Below are 22082 nucleotides of genomic sequence, written 5' to 3'. Positions count from 1 at the left end.
CACAACCCGGACCGATATGACGCAAGCCCCACAGGACATCCGGAGCCAGCCTCCGTTGTTGCAGCATCTGGTCAGCATGAATCTGCTGCCCGATGTGCGACCTGCGCCATACAACCTCGCCGAGCTACTGGGCGACCAGATCGGGCTGTCGGATTCCATCTCGCTGGCGCGGGCATTAATGTCACTGGACAAGGTCAAAGCCGCCGACACTATCTCGATGGAACGCCCTCAACGCCAGTTCCTAAATGCCCGTGGCGGTATCATCCGCTTTATACTGCGCAGCTTTGACCCCAGCGATACCAGCGCTCCCTTTATGTTGCCCGTGGCCAACCGCCCAACGCTGGAGGACCCAGCCGAGGGTGTTAAGCCCTACCTGCGCTTTTATTCCCTGCATCAGAGTGAGATGGACCACCGGATCAGCAAGCTACGCAAATCCCTGCGCGCCTCATTGACCCTCGATCCACCGCCCCGCTCGCAGCTGGCAGCACTGGATAAGATCGTCGACGACACCTTTGGCGAATACAGCCGCCAGGTGCTCGGCGGCGTCATTAAATTGGTGGGTGAGCATTTCCACGCCCGGCGTCAAACCTTTATCGAATCGGCCGAGACCGATCAATTAACCGACCCCAGCGCCTGGACCTGTGAAGGCGGCTGGATTCACGGTTTTCATCAGGATATGCAGCAACTGCTGCTGGCAGAACTGGATTTACGCCTGCTGCCGGCGCGCGCCCTGCTGGATGTACTGGAACCTCAGGACAAGTCATGACACGTACCGTATCCATTATTCTTTTTGCTCTGGGCGCCCTCGTCGTCCTGTGGATGAGCTCCAGCTTTGTCGCCAGTAGCGTACTGGCTCTGCTGGTCAGCCTGCTCATTGCCGCCGCCTATACCACCGGTTTTGTCGAGCTGCTGCGCTATCAGAGCGAAACCGGCAAACTGCAGCAGGCATTGAATACCGCCGAGCACCCGGTGGCCGACCTCAATCAATGGCTTGCCCAGCTGCCTGCCTCACTGCGCTTTTCCGTACGCCAGCGCATCAATGGCGAAGCCACCGGCCTGCCCGCCCCGCTGCTAACACCCTATCTGGTTGGCCTGCTGGTCATGCTCGGTCTGCTCGGCACCTTTCTCGGTATGGTCGAAACCCTGCAGGGTGCCGTTGGCGCCTTACAGGGCAGCACCGAACTGGAAGCGATTCGCCAAGGTCTTGCCGCGCCCATCGAAGGTCTGGGCCTTGCCTTTGCCACCTCCGTGGCCGGTGTCACCGCCTCGGCCATGCTGGGATTGATTTCGACGCTGAGCCGCCGCGAGCGTTTGCTGGCCTCACGTCAGCTGGATGCTGAAATGGGCGATGCTTTCAAAACCCATTCTCTCAGCTATCAGCGCCGTCAAACCTACGACGTGCTGCAAGCTCAGGCCACCGCCCTGCCCGCGGCCGCCGCGCAGCTGGGCCAGCTGGCCGAACAGTTCGACGCCCGCTTTCAACAACTCGCTGACAGCCTCGGCGCCAGTCACAAAGCCCTGCAGGATGATCTCGCCACACAGCAGCGCGAACTTAACCGCAATGTCAGCGACGCCCTCAGCGCCGGCTTTCGCGATACCGGCAAGGTAGCCGCCGAAAGCGCCCAGCCGATCCTTCAGTCCTTTATCCAGAAACTGGGCGAACAGAGTCAGGCCACACAGGAGCAGATTTCTGCCGCAGTCTCCGCTCAACTTTCCGGCATCAGCCGCGAGCTTGAAAAAAGCACACTGGCCCAGCAGGCCCATTGGCAGGAGGTGCTGCAACAGCACCAGCAGGGCAGCAACGAATTGATGGCACAGATCAAAGCGCAGCTTGAGCAGGCACAGTCTCAGTTCACCCAGGGCAGCGAAGCCCTGCTGCAAAACCTGCAAAAATCCAATACTGAATGGCTTGAGAGCAGCCGACAGGCTGAGCAGGAGCGCGCGCAGCAATCGCGTGAAGCCGCAGAAATCAGTGCGCGCCAGCTGGCCGAGGCCAGTAACGAACTGGCGGAAAAAGCCCGCGAAAATGCCACCGCGCATCAAGAAAAAATCAATCAGCTGCTTGCCCAGAGCAGCGCCGTGCTTGATGCCCAGCAGCAGCGCGACGAACAGTGGCAACAGCAGGCGGCCCAGAATCTGCAAACGCTGATCGACAGTGCTACGGAACAACTTTCAAAACTGCGCAACGACGAACAACAGCGCAGCGAAGCCACCGCCGCGCAGCTCAAAGCTCTGCAGGACAGCAGCGCAGAACAGCTGGCCAAACTGGGGGCTGCCCTTGAAGCGCCCATGACCCGTCTGATCGAAACCGCGTCGGAAGCACCGCGCGCGGCCGCCGAAGTTATCGAACAGATGCGCGCGGAAATCAGCAAGAATATCGAACGCGACAATGGCCTGCTTGAAGAGCGCCGCGATACCCTCGGCAAACTCGAATCCCTGTCTGCAAGCCTCGAAGAAAATGCCCGCCTGCAACGCGAAGCGGTACAGGCCATGCTCGAAGGCTCCAGCGAAAGCCTTGGCGGCATTGCCGAGAAATTCGAGCAGAAGGTTGCCGGTGAAAGCGAAGCGCTCAGCGAACAGATCGCTCACTTCTCTGCCAGCACCGCCGAACTGACGGCTCTGGGTGAGGTATTCACCAACGCAGTGCAGCAGTTTGGAGAAGCTAACACGCAGCTGATGGCGCGACTGGAGAAAATGGAAGCGGTGCTCGCCAGCAGCGGTCAGCGCAGCGACGAGCAAATGGAATACTACTTGAGTCAGGCCCGTGAAATCATTGATCACAACTTACTGACCCATCAGGAACTGCTGGCAAAACTGCAGGCAGAAACCGCCACCAACGGTAACGACTGATGGCAGACCTCGACAATAGTCTGGAACAGGAACCCCCTATCTGGGCCGTATTCGGCGATCTAATGACGGGTTTGGTCGGCGTGTTTGTCTTGCTGCTGGTTTGGGCACTGGGCTTCCAGCTGGAGCTGTCCCAGTCCCTGAAACAGGAAGTCGCCAAACGCGAAGCCGAGCAGGAGCGTCGTCAGGCTCTCGAGCAGGCACTCGCCGCACCGCTGGCTCAAGGCCGTATTACTTTCGAGCAAGGCCGTATTGGGATCAGTGGCAGTGTGCTGTTTGAACTCAACTCTGCCGAGCTGCAGGATGAAGGGCGTGCCCTGCTTGAGAGCCTGCTGCAACCGCTGCAGTTTTATCTCAGTGAGCACGATCAGATTTTGATGGTCAGCGGTTTTACCGACGATCTCCCCATCCAACAGGGCAACCTGAATTTTACTGACAACTGGGAGCTTTCTGCCCAACGCGCGCTAACCGTTACCCGCGCCTTAATCGACGCGGGCATGCCCTCTGACCTGGTGTTTGCCGCCGCCTTTGGCGCCCAGCAGCCGGTCGCCTCCAATGAAGATGCGGAAGGCCGCGCCCGCAACCGGCGGGTAGAAATGGCGCCCGTGCCGCGCGCAACCCAGACGGACGATGATCAGTAAGATGCCGGACCCAACGCAACTGAAAGCTGATCTCGAGGCATGGCGCGAACAATCCGGCGCGCAAAGCCCGCTGCCACTGATGCTGGCGGAGAGCTTGCTCAGCCGCGCAGAAAAAGAACGTGAGGCGGTAGCACAAAAACTCTACCAGCGAATAGAAGCCTGCCTGGAGCAACGCTGCCCTGTAGCATCAGTTTCCAATGAAGAGGCGCCTTCGGCCACGCCCTCACCGCTTGCGCCGCTACTGGAAGCACTTAAACGAGAAACACAAGCGCCGCAACCCAAGCCCTTAAGCAAACTCGACCAGCAACTTCAGGAACAGAACAGGAAATTACTTGGCGAGCTAGCAGTAGCACCTCAATCTGAGGAAAGCACTGAAGTTACTACCGGCCTCCGCGCCGCCAGTCGCTTTCAGCAACATCAGATCAAGCACGCCAAACATCGCAAGGTCCGCATTGCACTGGAGCAGAAACCGGAAAACCCCGGTCCGCTAAACCCGCACATGCTGGCAGTGAAAATTCTCAATGAAATTCAGGCAGTGTCACCCGCCTATCTGGACCGGTTTGTCAGTTATATTGACGCACTGAATGCACTGCAACAAAGTCGCGAGCATAAAAACCGCAAGGCGGCCCGAGGAAAAGGCCAGCGCAAGTAAGTGATGCGCTGTCTGATCAGGCAGCGCGCATAAATTTCTCTGCCTCTTCGGCGTTAACCGGTTTCGAATAAAGATAGCCCTGCAGAATATCGCAACCCCACTCACTCAAACACTCGCGCTGGTGTTCCGTTTCCACGCCTTCTGCGACTACTTCCATATTCATGGCATGGGCCATATTGATAATTGAACGCACCATATTGGCATGGCGCTCAGACATGGTAATCGCCTGCGTGAAACTCTTGTCGATTTTGACTTTCTCAATACGGAAGCGATGCAGGTTCTCCAAGCTGCTATATCCCGTGCCAAAATCATCAATAGCAATCAAATAACCGTAGGCCGCCAGTTGTTCCAGATTGCGCGCCACGGCGATCGCATCCTGAATCATCGCTGTTTCAGTAACCTCGAGCAGCAAGGCGCTAGGCTCCAGCCCACGGCTCAAAATCTTTCGATGAAGCCGATCGGCACCACCGTCGGCCTCGAGGTTTCGCGGTGACAGGTTGAATCCAATGGCGTCGACCTCTAGACCATGGCTTTGCCATTCCTGAATTTGATCGGCAATGGCATCGAGTACAAAATCATCGATCTCACCAATCAAACCAATACGCTCGGCAATGGGTATAAATTCAGCGGGAGACACAGCACCCAAGCTCGCCGAATTCCAGCGCACAAGTGCTTCAAAACCGCGCATACTTTGCTTTTGCATATGGTATAGCGGCTGAAAATTGACGGTAAGCTCGGCGTTGGAGATGGCCGTCTTCAGTGCATTGCGGATCGCCTCGAAGCGCAGCGATTTAGACAACATATCGGGCGAGAAGCGGACCAGCTTGCCGCGCTTCTGATCTTTAGCATGGTAGAGCGCAGATTGGGCTGCGCGCACCAACTCCGATGCGCTGTCTCCATCGGTATCACTGCAGGCGATGGACCCGGTGATACTGACAAACAGTTTCATATCAGAAATTTCGAGCTCCGAATGCAGGATACTTTCCAGAACTTCGACTTTCTCCACAAATTGCGTTTCAGTGCAACCGGTCAAAATCACAAGGAAAATATCCGGCCCGTAGCGACAGACAAAATCGCGTACGCCACTAGCCTTCACTACCGAGTCTGCTATCCGCTTCAGAATTTCGTCGGCCACCATCGGCCCATAGGTTTCATTGAGTGATGAAAAGTAGTCGATATCAAACATACTCAACGCAACCCATTCACCAGCGAACTTGGTTTGGCCGAAAATTTTCTCGAGCTGTTGCTGCCCTTTCTCACGATTCGGCAATTGGGTTGCAGAATCATAGAAAGCGAGCTGACGAAGGCGTTGCTCAGCCTGCTTGATACGGCTGATATCGAGGCTGATACCTACCATCTGCTTGCTGGATTCGCCTCGAGAGATTTCACCTCTGTCTACCGGGGCACCTTTATTGTGAATCCAACGCTCATGACCACCGGCAGTAACCACCCGGTATTCAATCTCAAACGGTAGCCCATGATGCTTGGCCGACAACATGACTTCACGCACCGCGGGGTAATCTTCCGGATGGATATATTGTTTCAGCGCCGTTGGGTTATCGACCACACTGCCATATTGTCGGTGGACCTCATTAGACAGCCTCAACTTATTATCGGGAATGTTCCATTCCCAAATTCCCACACCGCCCACTTCGGAAGCCATTCGCAGCATATGCTCATCACGTTGGATTCTTTCCTGGGCATTAACGAAATCGTGAACATCGCGGCAGGTGCCGTAGTACTCAATGAGCTCACCACTTGAAGAAAAGACGGGAAACACCCAGTGCTCAAAATGGCGGTACTCGCCATCGATCGCCATTCTGGCATCGGCCTTGAAGGGAGCCCTCAACCCATGCCGTTTGATGTGGCTCGGGAGCCCCCCATCGCCAAAATCATCGGGATGCACCGCGGCTACACCATCGTCGTACAATTGGCTATAGCGCTCAGCGTCAGATACATGAAGTATCTCATAAGCGCCGCTTCCCGCATTAGCCCGCCATACAATATCAAAGGAGGTCTTGGCAATTTCACTAAAGCCCTGGAGCCGATTGGTTGCGTCGTTCAGTTTTCGTTGACTTCGCAAGCCAATGGAATAGAAAGCAGACGCGGTAATAACAACAAACAGCAAGCCCTTCGCTGTTTGAAAGCCGGTCATTGACAGCAGTGAATCTGGAAAATGCATCGCCGCCAGCGCCTGATCGGAAAGAATTATCCAAAAAGTGCCGATAGCCAGAAACAGCAAATACGGATTTGTGGAAACGTCTAACAGCTTCCCTGTCGCAGTGCGCGTCCAGCGCTGTGATGTCTTAGAGCCCATTCCCGACCTCTTCCGTGCCAGTTCCAGCACGTACACGTTCCAGTTAGATTTCTTCGGACGAGCAGTGTGGTTGAAGACGCCCAATGCGGCTATGCGGATTATTACCTAGTGAGTGTTCGCAAAATATCACTTGAAAACGCGTATGCGTGCTAATGTTTTTAAGACAACGCCCGAGTGGTCTGGGATAGCGCAAATTACGTAACACAATCAGTATATTTGTCACCAAGGATTCAGCATGCAGAACACCGTCGCCATTAAGCTACAGCGAAATACTGCTGATGGGTAAAACACTCCGTATCGTGCTCGGCGACCAACTCGACTCGCAGGCACCGCTGGTAACGGATTATCAACGCGGTGACGTCTTCTGGATGGCTGAAGTTGCCGAGGAAAGTCTGCATGTGCCGTCACACAAAGCGCGCAGTGTGTATTTCCTCAGTGCGATGCGACACTTTGCCCGCGACCTAAAAAGCCGCAAACAAGCTGTGGATTATCACGCTCTGGACACCCATTCCTGGAGCACGCTGGAAGAGGCCCTGCGTGCTGCAATCGACAAGCATTCCCCCGAAGAGATCACGGTCACTGAGCCGGGGGATCGGCGTGTTGCCGAAATGCTGCGAGGCACTGCGGACTCTGTTGGGCTCCCACTGCATATCTACTCCGATACGCATTTTTTCTCGACAATAGACGATTTTCACAGTTGGGCATCCGGGCGCAAATCCTTGCGCATGGAATACTTCTACCGCGAATTGCGCAAGCGCTATGGCGTGTTGATGGACGATGACAAACCCTGCGGCGGCAAGTGGAATTACGATGGCGACAACCGCGAAAGTTTCGGCGCCCAAGGCCCCGGCCTGATGAGCCAACCCACCACCTTCAAACTCGACAAGATTACCCGTGACGTGATCGCGCTGGTGAATGAGCGCTTTCCCGATAATCCGGGCTCCACTGAGCGCTTCGACTGGCCGGTCACAGCGCAACAGGCGCAGGAAGCGCTGCAGGATTTTATCGACAACCGACTGGTCGGATTTGGGCAGTATCAGGATGCCCTTTGGCATGGAGAACCCTGGCTCTACCACTCACGGCTTTCTGCAGCCATGAACCTGAAGTTACTCAATCCCCGTGACGTGGTTGCCGCCGTCGAGCGCGCTTATCGCAACGGCTATGTGGCGCTCAATGCCGCAGAGGGTTTTATCCGGCAAGTTTTGGGCTGGCGCGAATATGTGCGCGGACTCTACTTCACTCACTATGACCGCTTTGCCGAGGGCAATGCACTGGAAGCGAGCGCCGACCTGCCCGGTTTTTACTGGACAGGCGATACCGACATGGCGTGCCTGAAAGATGCCATCACTCAGACACTGGACTACGGCTACGCCCATCACATTCAACGCCTGATGGTAACCGGCCTGTTTTCCTTGCTGTTTGGCGTTAAGCCAGAGCAAATACACAGCTGGTATCTGGCGATTTACGTCGATGCGATTGAATGGGTTGAGATGCCGAATACGCTGGGCATGTCGCAGTACGCCGACGGCGGGTTGATGGCCTCAAAACCCTACGTCGCTTCCGGCAAGTATATTCAACGCATGGGAAACTACTGCGATCAATGCCCTTACAACCCCGCAAAACGCAGTGGCGAAAACGCCTGTCCATTCACTGCCCTGTACTGGGACTTTTTGATTCGGCACGAACAGCGATTCAGCGACCACCCGCGCATGGCCTTGCAGGTTCGCAATATCAAACGCCTCTCGCATCAGGAAAAATCGAACATTCGTGACACGGTACGTCAGATTCGCAACAGGATTACGACATGACAGAAATTAAACGGGTATTGTTAACCGGCGGCACCGGCTTTGTCGGCAGTGCGCTGACACGGGCACTGATCGACGCAGGCTATCAGGTAACCATTCTTACGAGACAAGCGCGCAGTGACCTTGGAGACATTCGCTATATCAACGCGCTTCCAACAACAACGGAAGCATGGCCTTTTGACGCGATCATTAATCTGGCCGGGGAAAATCTGTTTGCCAAGCGCTGGAACCCAACCCAAAAGCAGCGCCTACGCGACAGCCGCATCCAACTCACCGAGCAACTGGCAGCAGGTATTAAAGCCAGCCCCACTATTCAGCGTTTTATTTCTGCGTCTGCGATAGGCTATTACGGCGCCAGTGATGCTCCCGCGCTAGACGAAAACGCCACTGCGGGCGACGACTTCGCTGCCCATCTTTGCCGTGACTGGGAAGCCTGTGCACTGCAAGCAGAAGAATCTACTCATGTGCAGCGCCTCAGGATTGGCGTTGTGCTCGGCGACGGCGGCGCCTTGGATAATCTGCTGCCACCGTTCAAGCTCGGGCTGGGTGGTCCCATCGGCTCAGGCAAACAAGGCTTTAGCTGGATTCATATCAGCGATCTGGTGAAACTGTTGATGGCTTGCCTGCGTGGCGAACTCAACGCGAACGTTATTAACGCTGTTGCCCCGCAACCGGTGAGCAATAAAACCTTTAGCAAGGCCTTGGGTCGTGCATTGCATCGTCCGGCAGTGATTCCCATGCCACCGCGGGCTTTGCGTTTGATGTTGGGAGAGGTGTCTGCCCTGCTGACGACAGGGCAGTTTGTGGTACCCAAAGCGGCTTTGGAGGAGGGATTTCAGTTTCGCTTTGAAACCATAGATAGTGCGCTGAACGAACTTCTTAACTAGCGCACTGAATTTACAATTCAGTGCCGCGTTGCCAAGACCTCCGCAACCGCACAAATCGCATCGGTGTTATGAGAAAAACCGATGTGACTCGCATTTACTTTTCGATAACGAACCGTCTCATCGTTTTCCAGCCGCGCAATCGACGTCGACACAATACCGTCACGCTCACTGTAAATCACCGTGACCGGCACATCGGGCGTTTTCCACTGCGCGCCTTCGCACCAACCTGCATAGTCCTGACCTTCGAGCGGCACCTGACTGCGACTGATTCGACGCATCAGATGAAACAGGGTTGTTCCCCTCGGGTCGCCAAAGGGGGAACCCAGGGTAATAACCTGACGTACTTTTTTCGGTAAGGCCTGGGCGACATCAATGGCATAGACACCACCCAATGACCAACCCACCAAAGATACCGGCTGCCCATATTGATCGTACAATTCACGCACTCGCGCACAGATAAGCGCCACCATCTTCTTGCGGAAGCGAATCGCGTCATCCACGGACTGGATTCGGTCATCACCGCTATCCAGGTTCCGCCCCAGATCCAATGCGTGACTGCGGTAGCCCTGTCGCTTCAAGGCTGCGCGCATCACCGCCATTGAGCCATCGGCTCCGCCGTAACCGGGCAGGGTCAAGACGGGGTGCCCGTCACCCCGCGGGATATTGCGCAGGGCCGCAGGCAAACGCCACGGCAGTGCCGCCACTTCAAAATACGCCCGCAGCGGTTCTGACGCGATGGTGTAAAAATTGGGACGCCCGTCGCCGGGCCGTTCAGATAAAGACATCGCCATTCTCCAAACCAAGTAGCAGGCCACCGTGGTTGCGCAGGAAGGGGGTTGGATTGTTAGCTACATGAGCCCGCGCCGTATGAATGTCCATAAAGCGCTGCTGAATTTCACTGTCGAGGAAAACCGAGCCGCCGCCCGCCGAAGAAAACAGACTATCCACCACCCCCATGCTGCGCTCGATAACCTGCGATGCCTGCAGTCGGTAACGAGCACGCTCCGACAGGGGAATGGCTTCGTTGCGCTCAAGCTGGGCCTGCATGCGATCAAAGTTGCGATAGAGCAAGGCTTCCATTTCATCAATGGTGCAATCGGCCTGCGCAAGCCGTTCCAGCGTGGCGGTATCGCCGGCCAACTTGGTCGGGTCGTTACTGGCTTTGCCATTGGCGCCTTTGATGGCCAGTCGCAGCGCTGCGCGACAGGCACCGATTGCCGGCGAGGACACGGTGCGGATAAACAACTGAGCCCAGGGAAACTGGAACTGAACCTGAGGGTTTACGTCTTTACCGGGATTAGTGCCGAGAAAACCGTCCATCTGCTTGTGGGTGCGGTAGTCCGGCACAAAGGCGTCCTTCACCACAATGTCATTACTGCCAGTACCCTGCAGGCCCATAACCTGCCAGGTATCGACTATTTCATAATCCGAACGAGGAATCAGAAAGGTTCTATAGCCTTCCTCTGGCACAATGCCACCGAGCAATACCCAGCTGCAATGGTCGCAGCCGCTGGACCAGCCCCAGCGCCCACTAAAGCGAAAGCCGCCGTCGATCTTTTCCACCTTGCCCATGGGCGCATAACTAGAGGAAACGCGAGTATGAATGGAATCGCCCCAGACATCTTGCTGGGCGCGATCATCCATCAACGCGAGCTGGTAGGCGTGAACCGCCACAATGCCACAAGCCCAGGCCGTCGACATGCACGCTTCGGCAATGGCCATCTGGGCACGGAAAAAGTGCTGGGGCATCAATTCGAGACCACCATAGCGTGCAGGCTGCAACGCCAGAAAAAACCCGGCGTCCTGCAATTCGGCCACTGACTCCGTCGGCACACGGCGGTCGGCCTTGCACTGAGCCGTGCGCTCACTGATTCGCGGCAATAAAGCGTTTACATTATCGAGCAGACGATCGGCCCGATCTTGAAGTGTTGCGGTCATATTCAGGTTCCCCGTGGCAGATGGACCTATTACGAACTGGACCTAAAAGCGGATTAATTACCGAGCAGGCCCTCGATGGCAGTACGCATGGCCGGTGACTCGGGCTCGACCCGCGACGGGAAACTCGTTACCACACGCCCGTCCCGGTCTATCAAATACTTGTAGAAGTTCCAACGCGGTTGCCCGGCGCCGCTCTCTTCCAGCCGGGCAAAAAGCGCATTGGCTGCACTGCCGCGCACGCTGCTGGCTTCCAGCATGGTAAAGGTCACCCCATAATTAACGTAGCAGACCTTGGCGGTTTCCGCCGCCTCGCTGTACTCCTGACGGAAATCGTTAGACGGGAAGCCAACAATTTCCAGCCCGCGCTCCCGGTAGTCCTGATAAAGCCGTTCCAGCCCTTCAAACTGCGGGGTAAAACCGCACTGACTGGCGGTATTCACCACCAACAGCACCTTGCCACGGAAACGCTCGCAGAAATCGACGGTTTCACTGCTGCGCAGGGCCGTGTGGCGATAGTCCAGCAACGGGGAACATACGTCTGCCTGGGCAAAAAACGGCAGGGTCAGCAAGAGCAACAACAGGAATCGCATACAGCAACCTCGATTATCCGGCTTCAATTTCGCGCGGCGGCTGATCCGGCTTGGCATAGGCCATTCGCTTCAGGGTGCGGGTATCGTGGTAGGTATCCAGCCCCGACAGAGCAACCGTCTGCGCCGCCTCCAGCTCAAGGGAACCGTCCTCTCGCACCGCCGCCTCCGGCAACCACACCCAGACAACCTCACCGATCACCATGTGGGTGCGATTGATCTTGAGCTCCTGATGCTCTCGTAAATAAAGCCCAATGCTGATATTGGCCTCCCGAACATGGGGCGCGGCAAAGCCCGGCTGGTACCCCGGTGTGAGCCCACAGGCAGAAAACTCGGAGGTTTCGCGCGGATAACGCGCCGCTGTCTGATGGGCAAGCGGCACCATGTCCGGCGTGACGTGGTTGAGGGTGTAGACCTCACTGGCGATAATGTTTTCCAGCGTATGCCGGGGTGATTCATCGGGACGCACGATCAACATGATCAGCGGCGGGTGAGAGCCGAGGTGCACCGCAGAGCTCATAATGGCCAGATTCTCCTGACCCTCCAGACTTCGGGTCCCCACCAGATTGGCCGATTTGTAACCGGTGAGTGAATTGACGAAGGCCGCGCGGTAGCGCGATTCCCAATTGGCGATCTGTTCGGCGTCGACCAGCATGCTCGTTCCCTGAATTAATCTGAGGTTGTCTACGCAATACAGCGCCAGACGGATGCCGAAACCGGCGAATGTCAGCCGCTGGTGCTTAGATTATCGTGATTCTGCCGATACTGGGCCGGCGTCGTCCCGGCCCAGCGCTTAAAAGCCTTAACAAAGGCGCTTTCGTCGGAAAAACCCAGTATCTCGGCGGTAGCGCTGACGGTCTCGCCACTGCGCAGGGATTGCTCCGCCAATTGCTGCAGGACCGTGGCCCGCAGCAGGCGAAAACTGCGCCCTTCCTCCTGCAGCTTGCGCACCAGATGCCGCCCGCTGATACCCAGCTGCTCAGCCACTCGCTCCTTGCCCCAACGCGGGTGCTGGCGCAGCAGCTGCTGCACCTGCGCACTCAGACTCGAGCTGTCGAGGCCGGCCAGAATATTGTCGGCCAAGGTCCGAAGATGATCGCGCATGGCCGCATTGGCTTGAATGAGCGGCATGGCCTGGAGGGATTCACTAAAACAGAGGGCGTCACTGGCGGCGTCAAATTCCACATCCACCGTCAGCAGCTTTTGGTAATCCTCAACGGAGGCTGCCGGCGGCCCAGCAAACTGCAGGTGACAACCCTCAAAGCTGCCGCCCGAAACCCAGCGCGCCATATTCAGCACGCAGGCCATCACTGCCTCGACCCGCTCGCGGCGGCGCTGAATATAATGGGGCTGATAGACCAGATGGCATTGCCTGCCGTGGAATTCGAGGCTGAAATCGCCGCCTTCGCCGACAATGGGATGGTATTCCACCAGCATATCGAGGGCTTCGCCGAGGGTCTCGCAGCTCATCAGTAGCATGCCCACCAGATCCAGATGGCCCACATGCAGCGAGAGGCCCAGCTTTAACCCCACCAATGGATCGTCACTGGCTACGCAATAGGCATCCCAGACTTCATCCTGCAAAGCCAGCGGAGTGCGGCCATCGGCAGGCAGGCGATCCAAAAGCGTTTGCGGCAAGACAATGCCCGCGCGCTGGGCTCCCTGCAGAATCCCCTGCGTAAATTGTTGCGTGACACTGGGTTGCGAGCGCATGGCGTCCCTAATTAACCTGACTTCGTCCCGAAATAGCCATCACGCCGGCTCGGGCCTCCTTTATGATTATTCAATAAGCATAACACCACAGAGGTTCGAAATATGTACGCTGTTATCGGTGCTGGCCCAATGGGTCTGGCTACGGCTCGCAACCTGCAGAAATACGGCATTCCCTTCGTCGGTTTTGAACTCAACAGCGACGTCGGCGGTCTGTGGGACATCGACAACCCCCACAGCACCATGTACGAATCCGCCCACCTGATTTCGTCGCGGCATATGACCGAGTTTGCCGAGTTCCCGATGGCCAAGGGCGGCGCACCCTACCCCCATCACTCAGAGCTGCGCCAGTATTTTCGCGACTATGCGGCTCACTTCAAACTCTACGATCACTACCGCCTCAACACCCGCGTCACGGCGCTGGAACCCGACGGCAAGGGCGGCTGGAACCTGACCAGTGAGTGCGACGGCAAGGAAACTACCGACCACTTTCAGGGTGTGCTGATCGCCAATGGCACCTTGCACCACCCCAATATGCCGGAACTGCCGGGCGAGTTTGCGGGCGAAGTGATGCATTCCTCCCAGTACCGCAGTCCGGAGGTTTTCGAGGGCAAGCGGGTGCTGATCGTTGGCTGCGGTAACTCGGCCTGCGACATTGCGGTAGACGCGGTGCACCGGGCCAAAAGCGTTGATCTTTCAGTGCGGCGCGGCTACTACTTTTTGCCCAAGTTTATCGGCGGTCGCCCCACCGACACGCTGGGTGGCGCCGTCAAATTGCCGCGCCCACTAAAGCAGCGACTCGATGCCACCCTGATCAAAATGGTGGTGGGCAAGCCTTCTGATTACGGCCTGCCGGAGCCGGACTACAAAATGTATGAATCCCATCCGGTCATCAACTCGCTGGTGCTACACCACATCGGTCACGGCGACATTGCGCCGCGCCGGGATATCAAAGCCGTCGACGGTCACACGGTCACCTTCACCACTGGCGACAGCGCCGACTACGACCTCATTCTGATGGCCACCGGCTATCACCTGCACTACCCCTTTATCGACAAACAGTATCTGAACTGGGATCAGGGCGGCGCGCCCTCGCTCTACCTCAACATCTTTAACCCGAAACAGGATTCCCTGTTTGTGATGGGCATGATCGAGGCCGCCGGTCTTGGCTGGGAAGGCCGCAATGAACAAGCCGAGATGGTGGCTCTCTACATCAAGCAGCGCGAAGCCCAGCGCGCCTCCGGTCTGGCCATGCAGGAAAAAATCCACCACTTTGGCGGCGAGCGCCTCGACGGCGGTTACAACTACCTCGAGCTGGAGCGCATGGCTTACTACGTGCATAAAGACACCTACAAAAAAGCCATTTCCGATCATATTCGCGAACTCAAGCGCGATCTGCCCGCCAGCGAGCAACCTGCATGAGTGAGTTTTCGCAGGTTGAGGTGGCCTTCAGCCAGGGCAATCTGCTGGTGCTGAACGCCATTCTCGCAGGCATGATTTTCGGGGTGTCGCTGAAGCTGACCACCGATGATTTTGTGCGCGTGATCCGTCAGCCGCGTGCGCCAGCGGCGGGGCTGCTGGCCCAGTTTATTTTGCTGCCCGCCATTACCTGCCTCGGCACCGCGCTGGCGGGTGTTGAACCGCAACTGGCACTGGGCATGATTCTAGTGGCGTCCTGCCCCGGCGGCAGCTTCTCCAATGTCATGACCTGGCTGGGCAAAGCCAGCGTGCCGGTATCGGTTAGCATGACAGCCGTGTCCAGCCTCGCGGCGATTGTGATGACACCGTTTAACTTCACCCTCTACGGTTATCTGAATCCAATGACGCGGCCGCTACTGCGGGAAATCTCGCTTGATCCGGCAAGCCTGCTGCTGCTCGTCGGTCTGGTGTTAGTTGCCCCGCTGCTGCTGGGCATGGCTATTGGTAAACGCCACCCGGTGCTAGCCGAACGTGCCGACAAGCCCATGCGCATTGTCACCCTGTTGGTCTTTCTCTTGTTCGTAGTGATTGCCTTCGCCCAGAACCTCGACAACATTAAGGAATACGCCGCCCGTATTCTCCTGTTGGTGGTGGTGCACAATTTCACAGCACTGGCACTCGGCAACCTCGCCGGGCGATTGCTGAAATTGGCGACCGACGAGCGCCGTGCGGTCACCCTGGAAGTCGGCATTCAGAATACGGCGCTCGGTCTTTCCATTATTTTCACGTTTTTCCCGGAGGCGGGCGGCATGATGCTGATTGCCGGCCTCTGGAGTTTCTGGCACCTGATCGCCGGCCTGACACTGGCCCTGATCTGGTCGCGACAGTCGTCAAATACAGGTGAGGGACAACATGTCTGAAGACAAGGTTTTAATTACTGGCGCAGCCGGCTACATCGGATCACGACTGGCTGAACGGCTGGCGAAAAACCTGACGGTAGTAGGCGTCGACATTCGCGAGCCCGCCACGCCTCAGGCAAATTTTGAAGTCTGCGATATTCGCGACAAGCGCCTTGCGGATATTGTCAGCCAACACCAGATCACTCACGTCGTGCACCTAGCCTCGGTACTGGAAAGCTCCGGCGACGAAGCCCGCGACTACGACATCGATGTAAACGGCACTCGCAACGTGGTTGAAGCCTGCCTCAGCTCGGGCGTTAGACACTTGACCGTCACCAGTTCCGGCGCGGCTTATGGTTATCATGCCGACAACCCTACGTGGATTGATGAAGACGATCCGCTGCGGGGCAATGAAGAATTTGCCTACTCCAAACACAAAAAACTGGTGGAGAACTATCTGGCCGAGGTGCGCAAAAGCCACCCGGAACTGCAACAGCTGATTCTTCGCCCCGGCACCGTGCTCGGTCGCGAAACCCGCAACCAGATCACCAACCTGTTCGATAAAAACCGCATTCTGGCAATTAGCGGCTCTGACTCACCCTTTGTGTTTATCTGGGATGAAGATGTGCTCGACATCATTGAGATGGGCATTCGCGAATCCAAGGTCGGCCGCTATAATCTGGCCGGCGACGGCGCCATGAGCATTTTTGAAATTGCCCGCCGTTTGAATAAACCGGTGCTTTCACTACCCGCAGGATTGTTAAAACTCGCGCTGAGTATCGCCAAGCCCTTGCGCTTGAGCCGATACTCGCCACAACAGATTAATTTCCTTCGCTACCGTCCGGTGCTCAGCAATCGGCGCCTTAAGTCGGAGTTCGGCTACACACCCCAGTTAACCTCGCGCGAGGTCTTTGAACTGTTCGTCGAAAACCGCCAGAAAAACGAAGGATCAAGCCCATGAAAACCGTTCTGATCACCGGCGCCGCCAGCGGACTCGGCTGGGAAATAGCCAAGGTTTTTCATCAACGCGGCGATCACTTGTTGCTGATAGACCGGGATGCTGACGGCTTAACTGCTCGCGCGACGGAACTGAAGGAACGGGTGAGCACACTGGCCTGCGATCTGACCGATGCCAACGCCATTGAACAGATCAGCCAACAGGTAGACGCTCTCGGCTCACTGGATGTACTGGTGAATAACGCGGGCATTACCCAGCGCTCTCTGGCCGCAAAAACCAACCCGGCGGTGATGAAAAAAGTCATGGCGGTCGACTGGCAGGCACCAATGGAACTCGCCTTGGCCTTACTGCCTGCGCTCTACAAAACCCGGGGCGCCATTATTAATATCGGCTCCATGGCCGGCTGGATGCCAGTACCCGGTCGCGCTGGCTACTGCGCAGCCAAATCGGCTCTCGCCCAGTTTTTTGAAGTGCTGCGCATGGAAGAAGCGGACAACGGCATTCACGTGCTGATGGTGTACCCCTCCTTCCTCGATACCCCCATTGAGAAAAATGCGTTGGGCGGCGACGGTCAGCCGGCGAAGCATGCCCGCTCAACGGTTGGCCGCATTGACGATGCCGGCGAACTGGCGCGCAACATCGTAAAAGCCCTCGACCAGCGCAAGCCGCGCCTCTTCCCCAATCGCTTTACCCTGTTTGCGAGTATTCTATGGCGTATTGCGCCGGGCTTTTTCCAGCGCATGACACGCAAGCGCTTTGCGGTTGAGTTGGAGCAACGTTGATGGAGGTCCTGCAAAACCCCTGGCTATGGTTAGCCCTGTTTGTATTTGTGGCTTATACCATCGAAGCCGTCACCGGCTTTGGCAGCATTGTCATCGCGTTGTCGCTTGGCGCCCTGTTATTGCCAATTCCGGAAATGCTGCCAGTACTGGTGCCTCTGAATATCTGCATGACCGGTTATTTGGCATTGCGTCACCGCCAGCATATTCATTGGCCAACCTTACTGCGTTTGATTTTGCCGATTATGGGCCTCGGCACCCTGCTCGGTTACGGTTTGCGACCGTGGCTGGGCGATGTCAGTCTGCAGATATTGTTTGCCACGCTGATTATCTGGTTTGCCGGTCGAGAGTTGTATGCGCAAGCCCGCACTAGCACACCTCCCGCAACCAAACACAGCCGACCCAACCACGGCAGCTGGTGGACACGCAGCTGGATGCTGCTGGCTGGTGTTACCCACGGCTTATTCGCATCCGGCGGGCCCTTGCTGGTGTATTCACTCACCGGCGTATCACTGGACAAAGCCCGGTTTCGCGCCACGCTGATCAGCGTCTGGTTCAGCTTGAATTCACTGTTAACGCTGATCTTTCTGTTTGATGGCAGCCTCGTTCCGGCTCTACCGCGTCTTGCCGCCTTTCTGCCCGTGGTATTTGTCGGCGTGATTGTGGGTGAATGGCTGCACCACCGCATCAGTGAACAACGCTTCAGGTTTGCTGTATTCCTGTTACTCTTGCTGACAGGCATTGCATTGTTTGCGGCGAGTTTTTCACAGATGATTCAGCAAGGCTGACCTTTAAAAACCGAACCCGACGCATTTTAAAAACAAGGGGAGAGACAAGATGCCAACTAACCTACAACGCAGCGCACTGGCAGGCGCCATTCTCACAGCCAGTGTATCAACGCAGGTTCAGGCACAGGCACGTGTCATTGAGGAAGTCGTAGTCACGGCCCAGAAGACCCAACAAAGCCTGCAGGATGTTCCGATTTCTGTCAGCGCCCTGTCCGGCGAGTTTATGCAGGACAATGCCATTGGTGATCTGGTGGAAGTCTCAACTTATGTGCCCAACGTTCGTGTGGAATTTACCAGCCCCTCCTCACCGCAGGTGTTTATTCGCGGTTTCGGCACCAACACCTTCAACCCAAGTTTTGAGCCTGCGGTCGGTCTTGTTCAGGATGAAATTTTCTTCGGGCGCGGAACCTACTTTACCGAGTCCATGTTCGACCTGGAGCGCGTGGAAGTGTTGCGCGGCCCGCAGGGCACCCTGTTCGGCAAGAACACGATTGCCGGTGTGTTTAACGTCAGCTCCAAAGGTGGCCCCGCCGAAGAAGGGACCGAAGGCAACCTGTCGTATAAGCACGGTGATTTTGGTGACACGCGACTCGAAGGCGGATTTGGTTACCGCTTTTCACCCAGCTTGAGTTTGCGCGCCTCTGCCTTGGTGTCAGATCGCGATGGTCGCATGGACAATACCAAACTCGATCGCAAGGAAGACACCCGCGATCAGGACGCCTTCCGCCTGAAACTGGAATGGAACCCCTCCGATATGCTCGCCGTCGATCTGGTCGCGCAAACTTCAGATACCACACTCAACTTCTGGCCGCGCCAGTTGATGAATATCGACGAAGATACGCGCAACTATCTGGTTCAGTTCGATCCGCAGATTGAAGATGACCCGACCAACTTTCAGACCAGCTTTAACAACCCCGGTGAAATGTTCAAAGGCTCCGACACCGTACTCACCAATGTGAATTACTCCTTTGGCGAAATATGGGGCTTAAATGAACTCGCCACCACTTTTATCGTTGGCGTGTCCTGGCTAGACGTAGAACAGTTTCAGGATCTCGATGTCTCTCCCGCCGACCTGCTGAATCTGGATGAAGTCGACGACTATCGCCAGGAATCGGTGGAATGGCGCTTTAGTGGTAATGCAGAAAGCCTGTTCGGGCTGGGCAATCGCGTTGAGTTTATTGCTGGTGCGTATTACTTTCAGTCTGACTTCAATATTATTGCTGACGTAATTATCGGTCAGGATATCGGCTCCTACGCTACCACCGACGATGCTCAGCAATTGCTTTCCGGCAGCAGCTCTACGCCAGGCAACCCCTTTGGGGGCGCTATCGGCGGTACTCTGCCGCCGCTGACAGGCTCTATCAACGAAACCGATTACTATCGCTTTGATTACTTTCAGGATACGGAAGCGACCGCACTGTTCGGCCAGATTGTATGGGACCTCACCGACAACTGGACCCTCACGCCGGGTATTCGCTTTAACCGTGAAGTGAAAAAATCCACGCCGACGGGCACCAGCGTGTGCACCAATAAAGACGTGACCCCCTGCATTACCTCAACCGTGATTGGCGCTAACGATTATGCGCCGGGCGAGATCAAGCGCACGGAAACCAACGTTTCACCCAAAGTCGCACTGACCTACTTCTTCAATAACGATGTGTCGATGTACGGCTCCTGGTCGAAGGGCTTTAAGAGTGGTGGCGTAAACTCCATTTCCTTTACCGGCGAAGATCTGGAATACGAACCGGAAAAAGCCCAGAGTTTTGAAATTGGTCTGCGCAGTCAGATTCTGGAAAACACCTTGAAGCTGAACGCCACGCTTTACCGCATGGAGTTTGACGACCTGCAGGTACTGGCCTTCAACGGCTTGTTCTTTGACGTGACCAACGCCGCGTCAGCCTTTTCACAGGGGATGGAACTGGACGTGCAGTGGCTGACGCCTTACGCGCCGCTCACCATCAACGGTTCGGTGGGTTACCTCGAAGCGGAATACGACAAGTACCCCTCAGCACCTGCACCGATTTCCGAAGGCCAGGGCGCGACGCAGGATCTCGGCGGCAAGACACTGGCCTTTGCGCCAGACTGGAATGGCACGCTGAGCCCGACGCTGGAATACCCGATTGGCAATTTCATGCTAAAAACGGCGGTGAACGTAAACTTCCAGAGCAGTCACTTTACCGACACGGATCTGGACCCGAACACCGAGATCCCTGATACGGTCACCTACTCCGCGCATATCTCGATCAAGAGTCTGGACGGTGGCTGGGCATTAACAGTCGGCGGCAAGAACCTGACCGACGAGCGCGAGCTGAATCAGGTAATTGATACTGCCCTGTTCCCCGGCACCTACAACCCCAGCCAGAACCCGGGGCGCGAATTGTTTACGACCCTGAGCTATCGCTGGTAAGCGCTTCGCGCGCTGCAAAATAGCGGCGCGCAGCAGCATTGACCTTCGGCGCCAGCAATAGCGCCGAAGTCATGGTCGGAATCGCCATCAGCGCGTACATGGAGTCGATCAGACTCACCACCAGCTTCAGTGAAATCACCGCACCGCACACCACCAGCACCGCATAGATCCACACATAGTGGCGCTGGTGCTGCGCACCAATCAGAAAGCCCAGACACTTGCTGCCGTAGTACCAGAAGGTAAACACCGTGCTCATGCTGAGCACACTCACCAGCAAGGCCAATATCCAGGCACCACCAATGGGGAACAGTTTCTGAAAGGCGAGCGCCGTCAGCGTGACGCCATTGGCATCCGCGCTTTGCCATACGCCGCTAATCAGTATCACCAGTGCGGTACAGGTGCAGACAATCAGGGTATCAATCACTGGGCCAAGCATTGCTACCAGCCCTTCACGTATCGGCTCACGGGTTCGCGCAGCCCCGTGGGCCATAGCCTCGGTACCAATGCCCGCTTCGTTTGAAAAAGCCGCACGCCGAAAGCCGGTAATGATTACCGCGCCCAGCACTCCGCCCGCTGCGGCCTGACCACTAAACGCGTCCGTTATGATCAAGGCAAAGGCGGCAGGTACCTCGTTCGCATGCATAAGCAGCACAATCAGGGTCAGCAAGAGATAGCCGATAACCATGCTCGGCACCAACACGGCAGTAACCTTGCCGAGTCGCGGCAACTGCCCCAGCGCAACCACAATCACCAGCGCAGCCAATACCAGACCAAAACCCAACTCAAACAGAAAAAACTGTTCATTGGCTAAGCCCATTGGCACCGCGAGCGTATCGCGCACCACCTGTACCAATTGATTTACCTGAAAGATCGGCATGGTGCCTAACAGTCCGGCAATGGCGAAGAATATCGCCAGCGGCTTCCACTTCTCGCCGAGCCCTTCGCGAATCACATACATCGGGCCGCCCTGCCACTCGCCGGCACTGTCTTTACCGCGATACATCACCGCCAGCGTACAGGTGTAGAACTTGGTGGCAATACCGAGCAGCGCACTCATCCACATCCAGAAAATTGCGCCCGGCCCACCCATGGCAATGGCCAGCGCCACGCCTGCCACATTGCCCATACCCAGCGTGCCGGAAAGGGCGGTGCTCAGGGCCTGAAAGTGAGACAGCTGACCGGGATCATCGTCATCGGCCTTGCGCAGCAAAAGGCGCACGCTCTGCCCCAAATGCCGATAGGGCAGAAAGCGGGAGTAGAGAAGAAAGAACAGGCCACCGCCGCCAAGCAGGGCCACCAAAGGCGGCCCCCAGAGAAAGCCCACCAGTGAATTCAACATTGTTTGCAAATCAGACATGGGGCGAGCTTAGCAAGCGCAGCGTCAGGCGCAAGTCACCAAACCGTAACAGGGCTGTCATCTTGATTGCCGATAATCACCCACGTTCACA

19 protein-coding genes are annotated in these 22082 nt (G+C 56.5%); 12 read left to right on the top strand and 7 right to left on the bottom strand.

Going from position 1 to position 22082, the window contains the following annotated elements:
- Positions 1 to 16 precede the first annotated feature (16 nt).
- Genes FHR99_RS09270 through FHR99_RS09255 form a run of 4 tightly spaced genes read left to right on the top strand, consistent with a single transcriptional unit; the run spans position 17 to position 4140 of the window.
- Entirely contained in the window at positions 17 to 766 is a 750-nt protein-coding gene (locus FHR99_RS09270; protein ID WP_183410376.1) for a DUF3348 family protein, read from the top strand.
- Positions 763 to 2850, top strand: coding sequence for a DUF802 domain-containing protein (locus FHR99_RS09265; RefSeq protein WP_183410375.1), 2088 nt, complete (start codon positions 763 to 765; stop codon positions 2848 to 2850). Before FHR99_RS09270 ends, FHR99_RS09265 begins: the two co-directional genes overlap by 4 nt.
- Positions 2850 to 3488 carry an OmpA family protein gene (locus tag FHR99_RS09260; protein ID WP_183410374.1) on the top strand — a complete coding sequence of 213 codons (639 nt, stop codon included), beginning with the start codon at positions 2850 to 2852 and terminating at the stop codon, positions 3486 to 3488. Before FHR99_RS09265 ends, FHR99_RS09260 begins: the two co-directional genes overlap by 1 nt.
- Positions 3478 to 4140 (top strand): DUF2894 domain-containing protein, encoded by a 663-nt coding sequence (locus FHR99_RS09255; protein ID WP_183410373.1) that lies wholly within the window; start codon positions 3478 to 3480, stop codon positions 4138 to 4140. The genes FHR99_RS09260 and FHR99_RS09255 overlap by 11 nt, the downstream gene beginning before the upstream one ends.
- 16 nt (positions 4141 to 4156) lie before the next feature.
- On the opposite strand, the gene FHR99_RS09250 is transcribed toward FHR99_RS09255, so the two are convergent.
- Entirely contained in the window at positions 4157 to 6541 is a 2385-nt protein-coding gene (locus FHR99_RS09250) for a putative bifunctional diguanylate cyclase/phosphodiesterase (protein WP_183410372.1), read from the bottom strand.
- A 194-nt stretch (positions 6542 to 6735) separates the two neighbouring features.
- On the opposite strand from FHR99_RS09250, the gene FHR99_RS09245 reads away from it, so the two are divergent.
- Together FHR99_RS09245 and FHR99_RS09240 are read left to right on the top strand one after the other, a co-directional pair.
- On the top strand, positions 6736 to 8265 hold the full coding sequence (locus FHR99_RS09245) for a cryptochrome/photolyase family protein (RefSeq protein WP_183410371.1): 1530 nt from the start codon (positions 6736 to 6738) through the stop codon (positions 8263 to 8265).
- Positions 8262 to 9149 carry a TIGR01777 family oxidoreductase gene (locus FHR99_RS09240; protein WP_183410370.1) on the top strand — a complete coding sequence of 296 codons (888 nt, stop codon included), beginning with the start codon at positions 8262 to 8264 and terminating at the stop codon, positions 9147 to 9149. The genes FHR99_RS09245 and FHR99_RS09240 overlap by 4 nt, the downstream gene beginning before the upstream one ends.
- A gap of 17 nt (positions 9150 to 9166) precedes the next feature.
- On the opposite strand, the gene FHR99_RS09235 is transcribed toward FHR99_RS09240, so the two are convergent.
- The 5 genes from FHR99_RS09235 to FHR99_RS09215 all read right to left on the bottom strand — a co-directional run bounded on the left by FHR99_RS09235 (position 9167) and on the right by FHR99_RS09215 (position 13387).
- Positions 9167 to 9934, bottom strand: coding sequence for an esterase/lipase family protein (locus FHR99_RS09235; RefSeq protein WP_183410369.1), 768 nt, complete (start codon positions 9932 to 9934; stop codon positions 9167 to 9169).
- A complete protein-coding gene (locus tag FHR99_RS09230; protein ID WP_183410368.1) occupies positions 9921 to 11087 on the bottom strand; it encodes an acyl-CoA dehydrogenase family protein in 1167 nt (388 codons plus the stop codon). Before FHR99_RS09230 ends, FHR99_RS09235 begins: the two co-directional genes overlap by 14 nt.
- Before the next feature lie 53 nt (positions 11088 to 11140).
- Positions 11141 to 11677: a glutathione peroxidase gene (locus tag FHR99_RS09225; protein ID WP_183410367.1), complete on the bottom strand. Its 537-nt coding sequence runs from the start codon at positions 11675 to 11677 to the stop codon at positions 11141 to 11143.
- 13 nt (positions 11678 to 11690) lie between these two features.
- The gene (locus FHR99_RS09220) at positions 11691 to 12329 is read right to left on the bottom strand and encodes a flavin reductase family protein (protein ID WP_183410366.1); all 639 of its coding nucleotides are present in this window, start codon (positions 12327 to 12329) and stop codon (positions 11691 to 11693) included.
- Between the two features lie 71 nt (positions 12330 to 12400).
- Positions 12401 to 13387, bottom strand: a complete 987-nt coding sequence (locus FHR99_RS09215; protein ID WP_183410365.1) for an AraC family transcriptional regulator — start codon at positions 13385 to 13387, stop codon at positions 12401 to 12403.
- 102 nt (positions 13388 to 13489) lie between these two features.
- Between FHR99_RS09215 and FHR99_RS09210 the strand changes: the two genes are divergently transcribed.
- The 6 genes from FHR99_RS09210 to FHR99_RS09185 are packed head-to-tail and all read left to right on the top strand — an operon-like array spanning position 13490 to position 20634.
- Positions 13490 to 14806 carry a flavin-containing monooxygenase gene (locus FHR99_RS09210; RefSeq protein ID WP_183410364.1) on the top strand — a complete coding sequence of 439 codons (1317 nt, stop codon included), beginning with the start codon at positions 13490 to 13492 and terminating at the stop codon, positions 14804 to 14806.
- On the top strand, positions 14803 to 15723 hold the full coding sequence (locus FHR99_RS09205) for a bile acid:sodium symporter family protein (protein ID WP_183410363.1): 921 nt from the start codon (positions 14803 to 14805) through the stop codon (positions 15721 to 15723). The genes FHR99_RS09210 and FHR99_RS09205 overlap by 4 nt, the downstream gene beginning before the upstream one ends.
- The gene (locus FHR99_RS09200; RefSeq protein WP_183410362.1) at positions 15716 to 16663 is read left to right on the top strand and encodes an SDR family oxidoreductase; all 948 of its coding nucleotides are present in this window, start codon (positions 15716 to 15718) and stop codon (positions 16661 to 16663) included. Before FHR99_RS09205 ends, FHR99_RS09200 begins: the two co-directional genes overlap by 8 nt.
- A complete protein-coding gene (locus FHR99_RS09195) occupies positions 16660 to 17442 on the top strand; it encodes an SDR family NAD(P)-dependent oxidoreductase (protein ID WP_183410361.1) in 783 nt (260 codons plus the stop codon). Before FHR99_RS09200 ends, FHR99_RS09195 begins: the two co-directional genes overlap by 4 nt.
- Positions 17442 to 18227, top strand: a complete 786-nt coding sequence (locus FHR99_RS09190; protein ID WP_183410360.1) for a sulfite exporter TauE/SafE family protein — start codon at positions 17442 to 17444, stop codon at positions 18225 to 18227. Before FHR99_RS09195 ends, FHR99_RS09190 begins: the two co-directional genes overlap by 1 nt.
- Before the next feature lie 49 nt (positions 18228 to 18276).
- On the top strand, positions 18277 to 20634 hold the full coding sequence (locus FHR99_RS09185) for a TonB-dependent receptor (protein ID WP_183410359.1): 2358 nt from the start codon (positions 18277 to 18279) through the stop codon (positions 20632 to 20634).
- Here FHR99_RS09185 and FHR99_RS09180 read toward each other — a convergent pair.
- On the bottom strand, positions 20609 to 21991 hold the full coding sequence (locus tag FHR99_RS09180; protein WP_183410358.1) for an alanine/glycine:cation symporter family protein: 1383 nt from the start codon (positions 21989 to 21991) through the stop codon (positions 20609 to 20611). The two genes, FHR99_RS09185 and FHR99_RS09180, sit on opposite strands and share 26 nt — an antisense overlap.
- Positions 21992 to 22082 lie beyond the last annotated feature (91 nt).

The sequence above is a fragment of the Litorivivens lipolytica genome (assembly GCF_014191715.1).
In the GTDB taxonomy this organism is placed as follows: Bacteria; Pseudomonadota; Gammaproteobacteria; order Pseudomonadales; family Spongiibacteraceae; genus Litorivivens; species Litorivivens lipolytica.
This window is presented reverse-complemented; position numbering and strand designations above follow the sequence as displayed.